The sequence below is a fragment of the Mitsuokella apri genome (genome assembly GCF_051886055.1).
Classification (GTDB): domain Bacteria; phylum Bacillota; class Negativicutes; order Selenomonadales; family Selenomonadaceae; genus Mitsuokella.
The window spans coordinates 1-17728 of sequence record NZ_JBJEXT010000009.1; the positions used below are offsets into that span (position 1 = coordinate 1).

A 17728-nucleotide genomic window follows, 5' to 3' on the forward strand; every position below is an offset into this window, starting at 1 on the left:
GCCGCATCCTGCGCCGTGCCATCCGCCACGGCCGCATGCTCGGCATCAAGGGCAAATTCCTTGAGGGCGCCGTCGATGCCGTCGTCGACATCTACCGCGATGCCAGCGACTTCGGCGAGCTCATTGCCAAGCAGGACTACATCAAGAAAGTCATCAGCATCGAGGAAGACCGCTTTGCTGCCACGCTGAATCAGGGCATGGAGCTCCTCGACGAGGAAATCAAGGAACTCACGAAGGACGGCAAGAAAGAACTGCCGGGCGAGATTGGTTTCCGCCTTTACGATACGTTCGGTTTCCCGTGGGAGCTCACGGAGGAAATCCTGCACGAGAATGGCCTCGACCTCGACAAAGAGGGCTTCGACAAGGCCATGAACGAGCAGCGTGAGCGCGCAAGAAATGCCCGCGCCGAAAACCAGCGCGTCGCTGTACCGGACCTTTCGGGCATCGATGTCTCGAAACTCAAGGTTGACCCGGAGGCCAAAGAGGCCAAAGTCGTTGCCATCTGGAAGGACGGCAAGCTCGTCGACGAAATCACGGACGGCGAAGAGGCCGGCATCATCCTCGACAAGACCCCGTTCTACGCCGAAGGCGGCGGACAGGTCGGCGACGAGGGCATGCTCCTTGGCGAATTCGGCCGCATCAAGGCGACGAACGCCAAGAAACTGCCGGACGGCACGGTTTACCATGTCTCCTACGTCGAAGAAGGCCAACTCAAGGTCGGCGAGACGGTCAAGATCGAAGTCGACCAGGAGAAGAAGCTCGCTTCGGCCCGCAACCACACGGCTACGCATCTGCTGCAGGCTGCCCTGAAGCGCGTTGTCGGCGACCAGGTCAACCAGGCCGGTTCGTCCGTCACGCCGGACCGTCTGCGCTTTGACTTCACGAACTTCGAGCCGGTCACGGCCCAGCAGCTCGCAGACGTCGAAGAACTCGTCAACAAGGTCATCCTCAAAGGTCAGGATGTCGAGATTTCGCATATGAGCCTTGACGAAGCCAAGAAGGCAGGCGCCATGGCCCTGTTCTCCGAGAAATACGGCGATGTCGTCCGCGTCGTCCGCGTGCCGGGCTTCTCGATGGAGCTCTGCGCCGGCTCGCACGTCAAGAACGTCGGCCAGATCGGCATGTTCAAGATTGTCGGCGAGACGGGCGTCGCTTCGGGCGTGCGCCGCATCGAAGCCATCACGGGCAAAGCCGCTCTCGACTATGCAAACGGCAAGTTTACTGTGCTCAAGAAGGCAGCAGCCCTCTTAAAGACGAAGGAAGAGGACGTGCCGGCAGCGGTTGAAAAACTGCAGGCTGAGAATAAGGAGCAGGCTGCCAAGCTCGCCGAAGTCGCTGCGATGCAGGAAAAAGCCGATGCTCAGCAGCTCATCGCCGGTGTCAAAGACGTCAAGGGCGTCTCGGTCGTTACGGGCAAGGCCAATGTCGAGAACATGGACGCTCTGCGCGATGTTGCAGACATCACGCTCAGCAAGCTCGAAAACGGCGTCGTCGTACTCGCCTGCGTCAATGACGGCAAGGTCAACCTCGTCGTCAAGGCTTCGAAGGATGCCGTCAAGCGCGGCATCCATGCGGGCAAGATTATCAAGGAAGCCGCAGCAGTCGTCGGTGGCGGCGGCGGCGGACGTCCGGACATGGCACAGGCCGGCGGCAAGAACGCCGAAGCCGTGCCGCAGGCTTTTGACAAGGCCATGGCTGTCATCGAAGCACAGCTCGGCTGAGCCTTTAAGCCTTATAGTATCAACAAGAACCTCCCTCACTTTTGAGGGAGGTTTTATGGCTGATACGACAAGATTAAGATGATATAAGATGATGGAGGTTCAACCTTGGAAGTCGATATCACAAAAAAAGTACAATATTTCATGAAGTACGGCCTTGTCGGCCTGATTCTCATCGCCGTCGCCGCCGCGAGCGGCATTTACTACTACCAGCATCAGCACAAGTACTTCAATGTCTACGATGCACAGGTTGCCAGCTCACTCGTCGCGACGAAGGTCCACGGCAACGCGACGGTCACGGAAAAAGTCGTGGCTGATGGCGAGCACGTCGAGGCCGGCGACATCATCGCGCACGTGCAGAGCAAGATCACGGATGATGACCTCGCCAACCTCGAGCAGACCGTGGCTCTTTCGCAGCGCAATCTCGATGAAATCAAGAAAGGCCAGACCGTGACGGTCGCTGTGCCGGGCCCTGCGCCGGCGCCGGCCGCCAGTGCGCCGGCACGCAGCAGCGGTTCTTCGCAGAGTGCAGCTGCCGCCGAGTCGCGCATGCATCGCATGCAGGAGCTCTATGAGATGGGCGCGGTCAGCGCGCGCGAACGCGACGCTGCCGTAGCGGCCTACAACTCGGCCAGCTCCGCTTCGTCCGCACCTTCGGCTCCGGCTGCGTCCTCTGCATCTTCGGCACCGGCCGTCACGTATAAGACGACGACCCAGCCGGCTGACCCGAAGGCCGTACAGACTGCCGAGCTTCAGCTCAAGCAGGCACAGGCAGCCCTCGATAATGCCAAGCAGGATGCTGCCGAGACCGATATCGTCGCGCCGGTAGCCGGCACGGTCTACTACGCCGATGGCATCGACGAAGGCACGGACGTCAAGGCCGGTCAGACGATTGCCAGTGTCGGCAACGCCGATGATATCTGGGTCGAAGCGCGCGTCAGCAGCGAAAAAGCTCCGAAAATCCGCCTCGGCCAGTTCGTTTCCTATGAAATCGACGGCCACAAGCTGCAGGGCTCCGTGCAGGATATCCAGCAGCCGTCCAAAAAGGATGACAGCAGCGACAGCAGCAATGCAAATGGCAGCGGCGTGAATGCACAGGCTGGCACGAATGGCGCGAATGCAAATGATGCAGGCGGCGCCAACGGCCAGCCGGCCGTCAATACAAACGACGCGAGCGGCAATCCTACGGACCAGAATGCTGCGGGCAGTCAGGACGGCCAAAACGGCCAGCTCGTGCCGGCAGGCTCGGGCAATCAGGACCCGAAGACCACGACGGCGGTCGAAGATGAAAAAGAAGACCCGGACATTCTCATCATCCGCATTTCTATCCCATCAGGGCTGGGCTTTGACTTGAAGCCGGGCATGCGGGCTGTCGTGAAATTTGCGATGAATGGGTGATTTTGCCGAAATAGCAGCGAATATTCACGTTACAGCTGAATACCTAAAATGTTACATCTTCGTTAAAGATGTAACATTTTTTTATTTTGCGCTTTTCTTTTTGCTACGCCTGTGTTATAATGACAATAAATTTTCACGAACTAAAGGATTAAAGATTGAAAGCAAGTTTGCGATTTTTATGATTTTATAGTACAGGGAGGGAATATGGGTATGGTAAACCCAAAACTCAAGGATGAGCTCAATGACCAGCTATGCGAGGCGATGCTGTCCCTGCAGACGGTCGATGAGTGCTATCAGTTCTTTGAAGACCTCTGCACGGTCAGCGAGCTCAAGGCCATGAGCCAGCGGCTTGAGGTCGCGCGCATGCTCCGGGCGGGGCATACGTATGACGATATTGTCGCGCGCACGGGGGCGAGCACGGCTACCATAAGCCGCGTCAAGCGCTGCCTTAATTACGGCGCCGACGGCTACCACATCGTGCTCGACCGGCTGGCACCCGACGAAGGCAGGCCTGACAGCAAATAAAAGATGATAAAAAAGATAAGCTGAGTAAGCTGAGATAGGAGACAAAGAAATGGACAAAGAAAGACTGACCCTTGAGATCCCGTATGGCATGCGCGATTTTCTGCCGGTGGAGGCTGCCGAGAAGCGCGCGATTGAGACGGAGCTCGCGACGCTGTTTGCCGAGTGGGGCTACGATGAAGTCGTGACGCCGACCATCGAATACCTCGACAATCTGACGCTCGGCTCGAGCCACGCCTTAGAGCCGCATCTTTTCAAGCTCTTTGACAAGGACAACCGCACGCTCGCGCTGCGCCACGAGATGACGACGCCGATTGCGCGCCTCGCCGCGAGCCGCCTGCGCGATTATCCGCAGCCTCTGAAGCTCTCCTATGTCAGCAGCGTCTTCCGCTATGAGCAGACGCAGGCCGGCCGTCAGTGCGAGTTCCATCAGGCCGGCGTCGAGCTCATGGGCAGTGCGACGGCCTTTGCCGATGCCGAGGTCATCGCCCTTGCCATTCAGGGCCTTCTGCGCGCGGGTCTCAGCGACTTCACGATCTGCCTCGGCCAGGTCGAGTTCGCTTCGGGCATCATGAACCAGTTCCACCTGAGTGATGAGGTCAAGGGCAAGCTGCAGACGGCGCTTGAAAAACACGACCTCGTGACGTACCGCAATGTCGTCGCAGCCCTCGACCTGCCGGACAAGTCAAAAGAAGCCCTGAACCAGCTGCCGGTATTGAGCGGCGGCGCGGAGCTGCTCAAAAAGAGCTATGCACTGGCCCTCAACGAACAGAGCCGCCGCGCCCTCGACAACCTCGGCGAGATTTACCGTCTGCTGAAGGACTACGGCGTCGAAAAATACGTGCGTTTCGACCTCGGCATCATCCGCGATTTCAGCTACTACACGGGCATGGTCTTCGAGGCCTACACGCCGGAACTCGGCTTCCCGCTTGCGGGCGGCGGCCGCTACGACCATCTGCTCTCGGATTTCGGCAGTGCCTGCCCTGCGACGGGCTTTGCCATCGGCATTGAGCGCATCCTGCTCGCCCTGACGCGTCAGGGCCTCGAAAAGCCGGACAAGCCGAAGGACATTTTCCTTTCGTACGCGCCGGGCCGCGAACACGATGCCATCGCCAAGGCACAGGAACTGCGCGCCGAGGGCAAGGTCGTCGAGCTCGCACTTTCCGCACAGGAGAAAGAGGAGGCCGGGGCCCAGCAGAGTGCCAAGGGCTATGAAAGCCTCATCTACCTCGCATGAGTGCCTATAAGCGCGTCCGGCAGTTTGTGCGCGCCGTCACGCAGAGGATGACGAGTGAGGATTATGATTTTGTCCGTCATCATCTGCCGGAAAAGGCCCTGCCGCTTTTCTTTGCCATGCATCCGGCCGATCAGGTCCATGTGCGAAATGTCGCGTTTACAGCGCTGAAGATGGCAGAGGAGCGGGGGCTTGCGGCGGAGCAGAAAGAGTTTTTGCTGCGCTGCGCCCTGCTGCACGATGTCGGCCGCGTCAAGGGCGACCTCAACATCATGGGCAAGGTCATGGCCGTGCTTATGACGCATTATCTGCCAAGGCTCTCCGCAGCGTGGCAAAAAAAGCAGGACCCCATCGGCCATGCCCTTTACGTCTACCGCCATCATCCGGCCATCGGCGCAGAGAAGCTCAAGGCCATCGGCCTTGAAGAAGAAGCGGCCGTCATCGCGCATCATCACGAAAAAGAGCAGGCAGGCGACAGTGAGGTTCTCAAAATCCTGCGCGCTGCCGACGAACAGAACTAAGTTTTGCGGCAGAAACCTCTTTTTTAGAGCAATGTTTGTCTTCTTCACATGCACAGCCAAACATTTTTAGCAAATTTCTTGACGAATCGCGATTTCGGTGTTAACATAAGGTTCATCGAAATCCTTTAGCTAGATAAAGAATAAAAATCCAGAGATCCGAATAGGAGAGGGAATATGAAGAACAACATGGATTATTTGACCATCGCACTGCCGAAAGGCAAGCTCTTCTGGCTTTCAGCAGAGCTTCTTGCCAAGGCAGGCTATACGGCAGAGGGACTTTCGGACAAGTCGCGCAAGCTGGTCATCACGAACGAAGAAAAGAAAATCCGCTTTATCGTCTCCAAGACGGCCGATGTGCCGACCTACGTCGAATACGGCGCCGCCGATATCGGCGTCATCGGCAAGGACGTGCTGCTTGAGTCCGGCAAAGACGTTTACGAGCTCCTCGACCTCGGCTTTGGCCGCTGCCACCTTATGATGGCCGTGCCGAAGGCCGAGAAGCGCGCAAAGCTCGTCGACTACGACCATACGCGCGTCGCGACGAAGTTCCCGCACATTGCCGAACAGTTCTTCAACAAGCACGGTATGCAGATGGAATACATCAAACTCAACGGCTCCATCGAGCTCGGCCCGATTGTCGGTCTCTCCGAGAGCATCGTCGATATCGTCGAGACGGGCACAACGCTCCGTGAAAACGACCTCGAGGAAATCGCCTACATCCTCGACGCGACAGCTCGCCTGATCGTCAACCGCGTGAGCTTTAAATTGAAGTTCGACCGCATCCACCAGCTCACCGAGGAGCTGCGCAAAATCCTCGAGCTTGAGGAGCAGGCGAAAAAAGAAGCCTGAAGAAGCATAAAAGAAATAACCGGTAAAATCGTAACCATAGCAAGAGCCAAAAGGCATGAGAAAGCGAGGAAGTACATCATGAAGATTGTCAAAGCCAGTGAAGTTGGGGAATATGCCATAGAGAAGATGCTGACGAAGGCGGCATTTGACGAAGTCGAGCTGAATCCGAAAATCCGCGAGGCCAACAAAAAGACGTTTGGCCGCGATATGACGGCTGCCGAGCTCGTGCGCCAGATTGTCGGCGATGTGCGCCGCGAGGGCGATGCCGCCGTCATCCGCTACACGAAGCTCATCGACAAGGTCGACTACAAGCCCGAGGATTTCCTCGTGACGGAGGAGGAGTACAAGGCCGCCGAAGAGGCCGCCGACCCCGCCGTCGTCGAATCGCTGCGCAAGGCCGCCGCAAATGTCCGCCGCTACCATCAGGAGCAGAAGCCGAATTCGTGGATGACGTACCGTGAGAAGGGCTCCATCCTCGGACAGGCCATCATCCCCTTGGACCGCGTCGGCATTTACGTGCCGGGCGGCACGGCTGCCTATCCTTCCTCGGTCATCATGAACGCCGTACCGGCTTCCGTCGCGGGCGTTGGCGAAATCATCATGATGGTTCCGCCGAAAAACGGCAAAATCAATCCGTACGTCCTCATCGCTGCGCGCGCTGCCGGCGTCAAGAAAATCTATAAAATCGGCGGTGCTCAGGCCATTGCTGCCATGGCGTTTGGCACGGAGACCATTCCGCGCGTCGATAAAATCACGGGCCCGGGCAACATCTTCGTCACGCTCGCAAAAAAAGAGGTCTACGGCCATGTCGATATCGATATGCTCGCCGGCCCGAGTGAAATCCTCATCGTCGCCGACAAGACGGCAGACCCGGTTTACACGGCTGCCGATATGCTGAGCCAGGCCGAGCATGACCCGCTGGCTTCGAGCATCGTCATCACGGACGACGCCGAGCTCGCCGAAAAAGTCGCGGCCGAAGCCGAAAAACAGCTGGCGAAACTCCCGCGCAAGGAAATCGCGCAGGCCTCGCTTGACCGCAACGGCCTGATTGTCGTCGCCGACGACATGATGCAGGCCATGCGCTTTGCCAATGTTTCGGCCCCGGAGCACATGGAGCTCCTGACGGCTCAGCCGTTCCAGCTGCTGCCGTACGTGCGCCATGCCGGCGCCGTCTTCCTCGGCGCTTATTCGCCGGAACCGCTCGGCGATTACTTCGCCGGCCCGAACCACGTGCTGCCGACGGGCGGCACGGCCCGCTACTACTCGGTCCTGAACGTCGAGACCTTCATGAAGCGCACGAGCATCATCTCCTACACGCAGCCGGCCCTCGCCGATGTCAGCGACGACATCATCCGCCTCGCCGAGACCGAAGGCCTGCAGGCCCATGCCAACGCCATTCGCATCCGCCGCTAAGCGATTTGAATCAATCTCGTTTAATATATAATAGGAAGGAAACTGCCTTATGCTGAGATATAGAAATGGCCTTGCCGATATGCCGTCCTATGACGTCGTCGAACGTCCGTGGGATATCAAAGTCAATGCAAACGAATGCAACCTGAGCCTGCCGCCGCTCGTCGAGGAGCGCGTGATGACGCGCCTTTCGCGCGTCGCGTTCAACCGCTATCCAAATGAACAGTACGACGACCTGCGCGACCAGATTGCCCGCAATTTCTCCGTGCAGCGCGAGAACATCCTCATCGGCAGCGGCTCCTCGGAAATCATCGAAAAGCTCTTTTACTGCTTTGGCGGTTCGCCGGAAGCCAAAATCGTCTATCCGTGGCCGTCTTTTTCGATGTACCCGATTTATTCGAAGGCCGCCGAGGCCACGGGCGTGCCGGTCGCACTGTCGGAAGAAGATTATTCCCTCGACCTCGATAAATTCATCAAGACCGCTGTCGACGAGAAGGCAAGACTCGCCGTTATCTGCAATCCGAACAACCCGACGGGCAATGCCTTCACGGTGGAGCAGATTGAATACATCGCGAAGAATCTCCCCGCTGACTGCGCGTTCCTCGTCGACGAAGCCTACATGGAATTCTACGGCAAGTCAGCCATGGGACTTTTAAAGAAATACCCGAATATGATTATCGCGCGCACGTTCTCGAAGGCTTACGGCCTCGCTTCGTGCCGTGTCGGCTACATGCTCGCCGATGAGAAAATTGCCACGATGATTGACAAATCCTACATGCCGTACCACATGAACGTCCTGTCGCTCGCGACGGCCGACATCTGCTACCAGATGCGTCAGGAATTCGTGCCGCACATCCAGATCATGATTTCGGAGCGCAAACGCATGCAGGAAGAGCTCAAGAAACTGCCGGGCGTTAAAGTCTATCCGTCCGAGACGAACTTTATCCTCGTCAAGTACGACAAGGCGAAAGAACTCAACGAGCTCTTTGAGTCGAAGGGCATCGGTATCCGCCACTTCGGCAGTGCGCCGGGCCTCAAGAACTGCCTGCGCATTTCCATGGGCCGCCGCGAGGAAAATGATACGTGGTACAGCTACTTCAAGGCATTTACTGAGGGGAGGGCATGAGCATGCGCACAGCGACTGTCGAACGCAAGACGGCGGAGACGAGCGTCAAGCTCATATTGAACCTCGACGGCAACGGCCACGGCGTCATCGATTCGGGTATCGGCTTTTTTGACCACATGCTGAACCTCATGACAGCACACGGCCTTCTCGATTTGACTTTGGCCTGCGACGGCGACATCGACGTCGACGGCCACCACAGCGTCGAAGACATCGGCATTACGCTCGGTCAGGCCTTCAAGCAGGCCATTGGCGACAAAAAGGGCATCCGCCGCTACGGCACATTCTACCTGCCGATGGACGAAGCATTGGCCTTTGTCTCGCTCGATATCAGCGGCCGTCCGTTCCTCGTCTACGACGGCGGCGAGATGGCCCCGATGATCGGCGGCTTTGACACGGAGCTCACGGAGGAATTCCTGCGCGCCTTCGCCGTCAACGCCGGCATCACGCTGCACGTCAAGGTACTTTACGGCAAGAACTCGCACCACAAGGTCGAGGCCATCTTCAAGGCCCTTGGCCACGCGCTGCGCATTGCCTGTGAAAAAGACCCGCGTGTCGACGGCATCCCGTCGACGAAGGGCTCTTTATAAGGGGGCATATTCATGATTGCAATCATTGATTACGGCGTCGGCAACCTCTTCAGTGTCGAGAAGGCCTTTGCAGCCCTCGGTGCCGATGCCCGCGTCACGAATGACGAAAACATCATCCGTCAGGCGGAAAAAATCGTGCTGCCGGGTGTCGGTGCCTTTGGCGACTGCATGAAGAATCTCGAGGAGAGCGGCCTGATTCCCGTGCTCAAGGAGTCGATTGCCGCCGGCAAACCGCTCTTAGGCATCTGCGTCGGTCTGCAGATTCTCTTTGACGGCAGCGAGGAGAGCCCCGGGGCCAAAGGCCTCGGCCTCATCCACGGCATGGTGAAGAAAATCAACGCGCCGGGCCTCAAGGTGCCGCACATGGGCTGGAATTCCATCAAGGTCCGCGAAAAGAGAGAGCCCATCGACCTCTTCAAGGGACTTTCCGAAAAGCCGTACGTCTATTTCGTGCACAGCTACCACGCCGTGCCGGACGACAAGAGCGTCATCACTTCGACAACGGAATACGGCGAGACGCTGACGGCGTCCGTGGCCCTCGGCAACATTCAGGCCACACAGTTCCATCCGGAAAAATCCGGCGACGTAGGCCTCGCTATTCTCAAAAACTTCATCGAGGGCTGAGGTCCTCGTTTCTGCAAGAAAAGATACAGGAGGAAATCCTATGCTTATATTCCCAGCCATTGACATCCGCGGCGGCAAATGCGTGCGCCTGTTGAAGGGCGATTTCGATAAAGAAACGGTCTTTTCCGATCAGCCCGAGGAAATGGCGAAAAAATGGCAGGCACAGGGCGCAGAATTCCTGCACCTCGTCGACCTTGACGGCGCGCTCAAAGGCAAGTCGCAGAACCTCGCGACCGTCGAGAAAATCCTCGCGGCCGTCGATATCCCCGTCGAACTCGGCGGCGGCATCCGCACGATGGAAAACATCGACGATGTGCTGAAACTCGGTGTACGCCGCGTAATCCTTGGCTCTGTTGCTGTAAGGAACCCCGAGCTTGTCAAAGAAGCCTGCGCAAAATACGGCGACCGCATCGTCGTCGGCATTGACGCGAAGGACGGCATCGTCGCCGTCGATGGCTGGGGCGTCTCGGGCGATGTCGAGGCCACGGTGCTCGCCAAAGAGATGAAAAAAGCCGGTGTCAAGACGATTATCTACACGGACATCTCGCGCGACGGCACGCTCGCCGGCGTCAACGTCGAGGCCACAGCCAAGCTCGCGCGCGAGAGCGGCGTCAATATTGTTGCCTCGGGCGGCGTCAAGTCCATCGACGACATCAAGGCCCTCAAGCCCTATGAAAAAGACGGCATCGAGGGCGTCATCGTCGGCAAATCCATCTACATGGGCACGCTCGACCTTGCCGAGGCCATTGCAATCGCCTCGAAGGAGGACTAAAATATATGTATACGAAACGTATTATCCCTTGTCTTGATGTCAAAGACGGGCGCGTCGTCAAGGGCACGAACTTCGTCGGCCTGCGCGATGCCGGCGACCCTGTTGAGCTCGCGGCCCGCTACGACGAAGAACGCGCTGACGAACTCGTGTTCCTCGATATCACCGCGTCGAGCGACAACCGCCAGACGATGGTCAAAGTCGCGCAGGACTGCGCCTCGAAGGTGTTCATCCCGTTCACCGTCGGCGGCGGCATCCGCACGGTCGAAGACATGCGCCGCATGCTCAAGGCCGGTGCCGACAAGACCTCGCTGAACACGGCTGCCGTCAAGAATCCGGAGCTTTTGAAAGAAGGCGCGGAAAAATTCGGCCGCCAGTGCATGGTGCTCGCCGTCGATGCGCGCCGCTGCGGCGAAGGACGCTGGGAAGTCTATGTCAACGGCGGCCGCACGCCGACTGGCCTTGACTGCCTCGAATGGGTTAAGAAGGCCGTAGGTCTAGGCGCGGGCGAGATTCTCTTAACGAGCATGGATGCCGACGGCACGAAGGACGGCTACGACATCGAGCTCACGCGCGCGGTCTCCGATGCCGTCAATGTGCCGGTCATCGCCTCGGGCGGCGCCGGCAAGCTCGAACACTTTTACGATGTCCTGACCCTCGGCCACGCCGATGCCGTACTCGCGGCGTCCGTCTTCCACTACGGCCAGTTCACCGTACGTCAGGTCAAGGAATACTTGAAATCCCGCGGAGTGGAGGTAAGATTCTGATGGAAAATCAAAATGTTGATATTTCAATGGTAAAATTTGACGAAAAAGGCCTCGTGCCGGCCGTCGTGCAGGAAGAAAACGGTCAGGTGCTCATGCTGGCCTATATGAACGAAGAATCCCTGAAAAAGACGCTCGAGACGGGCTACACGTGGTTCTTCAGCCGCAGCCGCCAGAAACTCTGGCAGAAGGGCGAAACGAGCGGCAACGTCCAGAAAGTCAAGGAAATCTCCTATGACTGCGACGGCGATACCCTGCTCGTCATCGTACACCAGACCGGCGTCGCCTGCCATACGGGCACGTACACCTGCTTCAGCGGCCGCAAACTCATGGGCGGCGAGGAGAAGGGCGTCGCCGTCATCCCCGAGGAGAAAAAGGCCAACCTCGCCACGGTCCTCTATGAGCTCTACAACGTCATTCAGGACCGCCGTGTCAATCCGGTCGAAGGCTCCTACACGAATTACCTGTTCGACAAAGGACAGGATAAAATTCTCAAGAAAGTCGGCGAGGAAGCCGTCGAGACCATCATCGCCTCGAAAAACAATGTCCGCAAAGAAATCCTCTACGAAATGGGCGACCTCTGGTACCACTGCCTCGTCCTGCTCGCCTACCACAACATCTCGCCGGAGGAACTCTTCGCCGAACTCATGGGCCGCCGCAAAGGGGCAAGCTACCATAAATTTACCGGCAAGACCGGGATTCGTCCGGACCTTTAATAATACGTGGAGTCTGAGTTCGTGAAGTTGAGGGGATGACGGCAAGGGGCGGGGGCATATGTTTCGGCTTCGGGGACTCCGCTGAATGAGGGACATGCCATGTTGTCCTTCTTTTGCCGGTTCGCCGCCTGCCGCGGCGTTCCGACATCGCGCAGCGAAGTATCTGACGTTTGTCCCTCAGCCCTGCGGGCCAAGCGCTGCGCCCCCTGCAGGCGAAACATATGCCCCCGCCCAGAGTTCGTACCAACCAGTTGTGCGAGTTCCATGCGTACTTAGCGTGTACAGCCAACAGGCTGCACACGCTCCAAGCTGCTCTTTGAAAGCAGGCACTAAGAAGTCAGGCTTTTGAGATCTGACTGGGGAAGGGGCCGCCTATTTCGCCTGCAGGAGCGCAGTGATCCCCGCAGGGTGGGCCTCAAGGAAAAATTGGCAGGGCTGCTAAATGTAAGAACGCCGCGGCAGGCGGCGAAAAAACATTGCCCCGCCAAAAACCATGAGGCCCATTTAACGGAGCGACGAAGCCGAAATAGGCGGCCCCTTCCCACGACAATCTGTTTCTCACCTGTCAGCACCAGAACAACGGAAATCAAAAAAGGAAGTTCTTACTTCACTGTAGGAACTTCCTTTTTTGCGCGCATTTTCAACACATTATTTTTTTATCTCTGCAGCCATCTTTTTCGCCTGCATTTCCTTCTGTGCCTGATCCGCCGCAAGTTCATTCCGCAGCCCTTCATAGAACTGCACGAGCCCGCTCGTGATGCTTTCGCGCACGTCCTTGTCGATTTTGCTCTTTTTCTTGAGCTCGCGCGTCGTCTCGATGATGTTGCCGATGGTCAGGATGTAGTTGTACTCATCCTCAAGCACGGACGCGGCATCGAGCGGGGGCAGGCAGTTGACTTCGTTTGTGAGCGCGTCGTATTCGCGGCTGAGTTCTTTGAGGTTCTTTTTCTGCGTCAGCGCGAGGTCGAGATTGTTTTCTGTTACGCGGGCGAGACCGGCGTTCATCTTGTCGCGCAGGGCGTGCATTTTCGCAATGCGCTTTTGCAGTCTCGAAAGGGCGAGGCCTGTCTGGCGCTGTTCTGGGGTCATCTGTTCTGTCATGGTAGTTCCTCCCGATATTCTTCGTTTATCTGTCCGTGCTCTTCTTCTTTTTTTCATCTCTTCGCTGCCTGTACTTTTTGGCGGCGCTTTTGTCAGTTCCTTCTATTTTACAGGAAAGTCCCGCAAATGTCCAAAGGAGAAGGGCGGCAGGCGTCAAAAATTTTTCTGCCGCGTGTGAGATTTCTCTCTTGACGCAGGCGCGCGCAGTTCATATAATAAAAGTGTAAAAAGTAAACAAAGCCTTGCAGGGCTGACGGATGAGTGGAACTGACCACGTGTCCTGCACGGTTATGATCAGCCGACCGTCTGGGCAGGGTATCTGTTCCGGAGGGTCTTTTTGCTACAAGCAGCCTTCCTAAATGGATACCCAATGCATTTCTGGAGGTAGATCACATGAGAAATCGCTGGCTTATCGCGCTGAGCGCCGTGGGCATCCACATCTCGATTGGCAGTGTCTATGCATGGAGCGTTTTGACGCGTCCCATCATGGCGGAAATGGGCTTTTCGCTCACGCAGACGACCTGGACGTTCTCGCTGGCCATCCTGTTCCTCGGTTTTTCGGCCGGTTTTCTCGGCAGCTTTGTCGAAAAAATCGGACCGAAGCGCAGCGGCCTGCTGGCCATGCTGTTCTTCGGCACGGGCATGCTCGGCACGGCCTACGCACTTTCCGTGCACAGCCTGATGCTCCTGTATCTCTTTTACGGCTGCATCGGCGGCATTGGCCTTGGCGTCGGCTACATCACGCCGGTCTCGACGCTCGTCAAGTATTTCCCGGACCACCGCGGCTTTGCGACGGGGCTCGCCATCATGGGCTTTGGCTTTGCCGCACTCATCGCGGGTCCTGTCATGCAGTATCTGACGGCGACGGTCGGCCTCGTCAATAACTTCCTGATTCTCGGCTGCGTCTACATGCTCATCATGGGCGCATCGTCGCTGTACCTCAAACCGCCGGTCCTCAAGGACGCCTCGGGCAAGGTCACGAAGGTCCTGCACGGCGCCACGGCCAATGAGGCCCTCAAGACGTGGCAGTTCGCTTCGCTCTGGTGGATTTTCTTCGTCAACATTACGTGCGGCATCGGCCTGCTCGCCGTCGCTTCGCCGATGGCACAGGAAGTCATCGGCATGGACGCTGCCGCAGCGGCCTCGATGGTCGGCATCATCGGCGTCTTCAATGGCGGCGGCCGCATCGTCTGGTCGACGATTTCGGATTATCTTGGCCGCGGCCGTGTCTACATGCTGTTCTTCCTGCTGGAAGTCCTCGCGTTCTGGCAGCTCGGCCAGACGAAAGAAGCGTTCCTGTTTGAAGCTCTCGTCCTCTTAATCATCAGCTGCTATGGCGGCGGCTTCTCGTGTATGCCGGCGTATCTTTCCGATATCTTCGGCACGCGTCAGCTTAGCGCCATCCACGGCCGCATCCTGACGGCCTGGGGGCTCGCCGGCGTCGCCGGCCCGTCGATTGTCTCGTACTTTCATGCACAGACCGGCGGCTACACGGCTTCGCTTTATTTCTTCGCCGCCTGCTTCGTGCTCAATTTCATCATTGCTGCCGTGCTCAAGCAGTACGGCCAGCGCAGAAAAGAGACGCGCACGGCACTCTGATTTCGACCTCACCTTTGAACTCCTGACTCCCTATGGTTGGCGCGTGGCGCTGGGCATAGCGTCACGTTAGGTTGGCGTCAGTCGGCGTTCAAATCAAATCCTGCTGGCATCTTTGGATGTCGGCAGGATTTTTGGCGTTTTGGGGCGAAATAATAAGGAGATACCTGAGTAGAGAAAGGATGTTTTACATGAAAACGATTGCCCTGATTGCCCATGATAAGAAAAAGAGCGAGATGCTCGAGTTCGTCGGCCATCACAAAGAACTCTTAACGAAGTTTCACCTCATTGCCACGCGTACGACGGGGACGCTCATCAACGAGACCTTCGGCCTGCATGTCGAGACAATGCTTTCCGGCCCGATGGGCGGCGACCAGCAGATCGGCGCGCGCGTTGCGACGGGCGATGTCGATTACGTCATCTTCCTGCGCGACCCGCTGACCTCGCAGCCGCATGAGCCGGACATCAACGCCCTGCTGCGCCTCTGCGATGTTCACGACGTGCCGCTCGCGACAAACCGCAAGAGCGCGCATATCGTCCTGAAGTACGCGGCTGCCAAAGAAGCCGAGGGTGCAGAAGCGCCAAAGTCCGCCAAAAAATAAGGGAGAAATGAGCGGATACGCGCAAAGACGCCTGCAGTAAGCCATCTGTTATGTACATATGTGTATACATGATGGATTTTTATTGACAACGATATATTAAAATTATATAATATAGCTCAAAGCAATGTTGCTTGGACGGTGCGAGTCATCAGCAGCATTGCTTTTGTTTTTTACAGGGTATTATATTTTATAAGCGAAAGGGTTTGATCGTATGGACGTATCGAAGCTATTAGCAGACGTCAACAATTTTGTCTGGGGGCCTGTGATGCTCGTGCTGCTTGTCGGCACCGGCATTTTCCTGACGGTAAGGCTGAAATTCCTGCCGTGGCGCAACCTCGGCTACGCGATTCACATGGTTTTTTCAAAGCGCGATAAACACGCGGGCGATATCTCGCCGTTCCAGTCGCTCATGACAGCCCTTTCGGCGACCATCGGCACGGGCAATATCGTCGGCGTCGCGACGGCCATGGTCCTTGGCGGCCCGGGCGCGCTCGTCTGGATGTGGATCAGCGCGGCTTTCGGCCTTTCGACGAAATACGGCGAATCGGTCCTTGCAGTCAAATACCGCGAGACGAACAGCGTCGGCGAGATGGCCGGCGGCCCGATGTACGCGATGAAAAACGGCATCAAGAATAAATACGTCGGCCGCACGCTCGCGTTCCTGTTTTCCGTCTTTGTCGTACTCGCGTCGTTCGGCATCGGCAACATGACGCAGGCCAATTCCATCGCTGCGGCGATTTCGAGCAGCTACGCTGTACCGACCTGGGTCATCGGCGCCATCATCGCCGCACTTTCCTTGAGTGTACTCGTGCGCGGCATCCGCAGCATCGGCTTTGTCTCGAGCATCATCGTGCCGACCATGGCCGCTTTCTACTTCCTTGTTTCCATCGTCGTCATCTGTGTGAACTTTGACGCTGTGCCGGCTGGCATCGCCGAGATGTTCCGCATGGCTTTTTCCGTTGATTCCGTCGCCGGCGGCATCGGCGGCTCGATTGTCGCTTCGATGCTGACGTCCATGCGCTGGGGCGTTGCCCGCGGCGTCTTCTCGAATGAGGCTGGCCTCGGCTCCGCGCCAATTGCCGCCGCTGCGGCCCGCACGGACCACGCTTCGCGTCAGGGCTACGTCAACATGACGGGCACGTTCTTCGACACGATGATCATCTGCATGCTCACGGGCCTCGTCATCGCCTCCTCGGGCGTGCTCGGCACGGTCGACCCAAGCACCGGCAAGCTCGTCTCGGGCGTTCAGCTCACGATTCTCGCGTTCTCGACGGTCTTTGGCTCCTATGCCAAACTCATCGTCTCCGTTTCCATCGCGCTTTTCGCCTTCTCGACCATCCTCGGCTGGGAGTACTACGGCGAAAAAGCCCTCGAATACCTCATCAAGAAACGCCCCGTCATCATGGGCTACCGCGTGCTCTTCTCGCTGATCACCTTCGTCGGCGCCACGACGACCCTCGAAGTCGTCTGGAACTTCTCCGACACGATGAACGGCCTCATGATCATCCCAAACCTCATCTGCCTGCTCTGGCTCAATAAAGACATCGCCAAAGAATGCTTCGACTACCAGGAACACGTCGTCGCCTTCGAGAAAAAAGGCGAAGCCATCGACTATCAGGGCGACATGGAGGCCGCCGAAGAAGATCTCGCCAGCACGAAGTCGTAAGATACCTATATGTATTTTAGTCCGTCACAGCTGTGGCGGGCTTTTTCATATAGATAAAAGCAGGAATTTTTAATATTATGGAGAATTTTGATTAATATGGGTAAATACTTAAAAAATTAGAAGAGGTGACTTCATCAATAAAATGGCAATGACAAAGGAAATTCAAGTTCTGAAATCGATATATCCACCGCAGGTCATGATGAAATCAGCTTACATGTTTTTAGACCGCGTCTATGTGCATATTACGGAAGATGAAAATACGTGGACCGTACATTTTGCGGCGAAAGGAGCGGAGCTGCCTGTAAATATCGGGGAAGAGTTTGAGAATGTCCTGATTGCTCAGGCTGTGCGCGGCATGGTGTATCAAAAGACGCATCATCTGCGCGAGATGCTGCTGGCGCGTGCGATGACCTCTTCTATTGTTGATACAGGGAATCCTTTAAAACAGATTAAGGCCGATCAGCAGACGGACGATGAGGAATTAGCGGATATTTTAGAGGACTGGTTTGAGAAACATGAATGACA

Annotated in this window: 18 protein-coding genes and 1 riboswitch; of the genes, 17 read left to right on the plus strand and 1 reads right to left on the minus strand. The window is 57.0% G+C overall.

What is annotated here, in order from left to right:
• The 13 genes from alaS to hisIE all read left to right on the plus strand — a co-directional run.
• A partial coding sequence (gene alaS, locus ACI4OH_RS01170; RefSeq protein ID WP_439783977.1) for an alanine--tRNA ligase occupies nt 1–1721 on the plus strand: 1721 nt, incomplete at its 5' end.
• A gap of 105 nt (nt 1722–1826) precedes the next feature.
• On the plus strand, nt 1827–3116 hold the full coding sequence (locus tag ACI4OH_RS01175; protein ID WP_432647850.1) for an HlyD family secretion protein: 1290 nt from the start codon (nt 1827–1829) through the stop codon (nt 3114–3116).
• A 210-nt stretch (nt 3117–3326) separates the two neighbouring features.
• A complete protein-coding gene (locus ACI4OH_RS01180; protein WP_432647851.1) occupies nt 3327–3641 on the plus strand; it encodes a YerC/YecD family TrpR-related protein in 315 nt (104 codons plus the stop codon).
• A gap of 49 nt (nt 3642–3690) precedes the next feature.
• The gene (gene hisZ / locus ACI4OH_RS01185; RefSeq protein ID WP_439783978.1) at nt 3691–4875 is read left to right on the plus strand and encodes an ATP phosphoribosyltransferase regulatory subunit; all 1185 of its coding nucleotides are present in this window, start codon (nt 3691–3693) and stop codon (nt 4873–4875) included.
• Nucleotides 4872–5393: an HD domain-containing protein gene (locus ACI4OH_RS01190; protein ID WP_432647853.1), complete on the plus strand. Its 522-nt coding sequence runs from the start codon at nt 4872–4874 to the stop codon at nt 5391–5393. Before hisZ ends, ACI4OH_RS01190 begins: the two co-directional genes overlap by 4 nt.
• A 174-nt stretch (nt 5394–5567) precedes the next feature.
• The gene (gene hisG / locus ACI4OH_RS01195; RefSeq protein ID WP_439783979.1) at nt 5568–6242 is read left to right on the plus strand and encodes an ATP phosphoribosyltransferase; all 675 of its coding nucleotides are present in this window, start codon (nt 5568–5570) and stop codon (nt 6240–6242) included.
• Between the two features lie 78 nt (nt 6243–6320).
• Complete coding sequence (gene hisD / locus ACI4OH_RS01200) at nt 6321–7655, plus strand: histidinol dehydrogenase (RefSeq protein ID WP_435721147.1); 1335 nt, start codon at nt 6321–6323, stop codon at nt 7653–7655.
• Between the two features lie 49 nt (nt 7656–7704).
• A complete protein-coding gene (gene hisC, locus ACI4OH_RS01205) occupies nt 7705–8778 on the plus strand; it encodes a histidinol-phosphate transaminase (protein WP_439783980.1) in 1074 nt (357 codons plus the stop codon).
• On the plus strand, nt 8775–9365 hold the full coding sequence (hisB, locus tag ACI4OH_RS01210; protein WP_439783981.1) for an imidazoleglycerol-phosphate dehydratase HisB: 591 nt from the start codon (nt 8775–8777) through the stop codon (nt 9363–9365). Before hisC ends, hisB begins: the two co-directional genes overlap by 4 nt.
• A gap of 12 nt (nt 9366–9377) precedes the next feature.
• Nucleotides 9378–9989 carry an imidazole glycerol phosphate synthase subunit HisH gene (gene hisH, locus ACI4OH_RS01215; RefSeq protein WP_435721145.1) on the plus strand — a complete coding sequence of 204 codons (612 nt, stop codon included), beginning with the start codon at nt 9378–9380 and terminating at the stop codon, nt 9987–9989.
• 40 nt (nt 9990–10029) lie between these two features.
• On the plus strand, nt 10030–10761 hold the full coding sequence (hisA, locus tag ACI4OH_RS01220; protein ID WP_435721144.1) for a 1-(5-phosphoribosyl)-5-[(5-phosphoribosylamino)methylideneamino]imidazole-4-carboxamide isomerase: 732 nt from the start codon (nt 10030–10032) through the stop codon (nt 10759–10761).
• Nucleotides 10762–10766: 5 nt separating this feature from the next.
• Nucleotides 10767–11525, plus strand: a complete 759-nt coding sequence (gene hisF, locus ACI4OH_RS01225; protein ID WP_435721143.1) for an imidazole glycerol phosphate synthase subunit HisF — start codon at nt 10767–10769, stop codon at nt 11523–11525.
• Nucleotides 11525–12238, plus strand: a complete 714-nt coding sequence (gene hisIE, locus ACI4OH_RS01230) for a bifunctional phosphoribosyl-AMP cyclohydrolase/phosphoribosyl-ATP diphosphatase HisIE (RefSeq protein ID WP_435721142.1) — start codon at nt 11525–11527, stop codon at nt 12236–12238. The genes hisF and hisIE overlap by 1 nt, the downstream gene beginning before the upstream one ends.
• A gap of 648 nt (nt 12239–12886) precedes the next feature.
• On the opposite strand, the gene ACI4OH_RS01235 is transcribed toward hisIE, so the two are convergent.
• The gene (locus tag ACI4OH_RS01235; RefSeq protein WP_435721141.1) at nt 12887–13339 is read right to left on the minus strand and encodes a sporulation-specific protein 15; all 453 of its coding nucleotides are present in this window, start codon (nt 13337–13339) and stop codon (nt 12887–12889) included.
• Between the two features lie 236 nt (nt 13340–13575).
• Nucleotides 13576–13658, plus strand: a riboswitch (ZMP/ZTP riboswitch).
• 74 nt (nt 13659–13732) lie between these two features.
• Between ACI4OH_RS01235 and ACI4OH_RS01240 the strand changes: the two genes are divergently transcribed.
• From ACI4OH_RS01240 to hxsD, 4 genes are all read left to right on the plus strand, one after another.
• Nucleotides 13733–14938: an L-lactate MFS transporter gene (locus tag ACI4OH_RS01240; RefSeq protein ID WP_435721140.1), complete on the plus strand. Its 1206-nt coding sequence runs from the start codon at nt 13733–13735 to the stop codon at nt 14936–14938.
• Nucleotides 14939–15126: 188 nt separating this feature from the next.
• Nucleotides 15127–15537 carry a methylglyoxal synthase gene (locus tag ACI4OH_RS01245; RefSeq protein ID WP_435721139.1) on the plus strand — a complete coding sequence of 137 codons (411 nt, stop codon included), beginning with the start codon at nt 15127–15129 and terminating at the stop codon, nt 15535–15537.
• Nucleotides 15538–15748: 211 nt separating this feature from the next.
• Nucleotides 15749–17203: an alanine/glycine:cation symporter family protein gene (locus ACI4OH_RS01250; RefSeq protein WP_439783982.1), complete on the plus strand. Its 1455-nt coding sequence runs from the start codon at nt 15749–15751 to the stop codon at nt 17201–17203.
• Nucleotides 17204–17351: 148 nt separating this feature from the next.
• Nucleotides 17352–17726 carry a His-Xaa-Ser system protein HxsD gene (hxsD, locus tag ACI4OH_RS01255; RefSeq protein WP_439784002.1) on the plus strand — a complete coding sequence of 125 codons (375 nt, stop codon included), beginning with the start codon at nt 17352–17354 and terminating at the stop codon, nt 17724–17726.
• Nucleotides 17727–17728: the final 2 nt, after the last annotated feature.

Bases quoted from the DNA above. Each gene is read 5' to 3' on its own strand.
- hisF (WP_435721143.1), top strand. From the start codon at position 10,767: ATGTATACGAAACGTATTATCCCTTGTCTTGATGTCAAAGACGGGCGC.
- ACI4OH_RS01245 (WP_435721139.1), top strand. From the start codon at position 15,127: ATGAAAACGATTGCCCTGATTGCCCATGATAAGAAAAAGAGCGAGATG.
- hisB (WP_439783981.1), top strand. From the start codon at position 8,775: ATGAGCATGCGCACAGCGACTGTCGAACGCAAGACGGCGGAGACGAGC.
- hisZ (WP_439783978.1), top strand. From the start codon at position 3,691: ATGGACAAAGAAAGACTGACCCTTGAGATCCCGTATGGCATGCGCGAT.
- ACI4OH_RS01235 (WP_435721141.1), bottom strand. From the start codon at position 13,339: ATGACAGAACAGATGACCCCAGAACAGCGCCAGACAGGCCTCGCCCTT.
- hisA (WP_435721144.1), top strand. From the start codon at position 10,030: ATGCTTATATTCCCAGCCATTGACATCCGCGGCGGCAAATGCGTGCGC.
- ACI4OH_RS01190 (WP_432647853.1), top strand. From the start codon at position 4,872: ATGAGTGCCTATAAGCGCGTCCGGCAGTTTGTGCGCGCCGTCACGCAG.
- hisIE (WP_435721142.1), top strand. From the start codon at position 11,525: ATGGAAAATCAAAATGTTGATATTTCAATGGTAAAATTTGACGAAAAA.
- hisC (WP_439783980.1), top strand. From the start codon at position 7,705: ATGCTGAGATATAGAAATGGCCTTGCCGATATGCCGTCCTATGACGTC.
- ACI4OH_RS01240 (WP_435721140.1), top strand. From the start codon at position 13,733: ATGAGAAATCGCTGGCTTATCGCGCTGAGCGCCGTGGGCATCCACATC.
- ACI4OH_RS01180 (WP_432647851.1), top strand. From the start codon at position 3,327: ATGGTAAACCCAAAACTCAAGGATGAGCTCAATGACCAGCTATGCGAG.
- hisD (WP_435721147.1), top strand. From the start codon at position 6,321: ATGAAGATTGTCAAAGCCAGTGAAGTTGGGGAATATGCCATAGAGAAG.
- hisH (WP_435721145.1), top strand. From the start codon at position 9,378: ATGATTGCAATCATTGATTACGGCGTCGGCAACCTCTTCAGTGTCGAG.
- hxsD (WP_439784002.1), top strand. From the start codon at position 17,352: ATGACAAAGGAAATTCAAGTTCTGAAATCGATATATCCACCGCAGGTC.
- hisG (WP_439783979.1), top strand. From the start codon at position 5,568: ATGAAGAACAACATGGATTATTTGACCATCGCACTGCCGAAAGGCAAG.
- ACI4OH_RS01250 (WP_439783982.1), top strand. From the start codon at position 15,749: ATGGACGTATCGAAGCTATTAGCAGACGTCAACAATTTTGTCTGGGGG.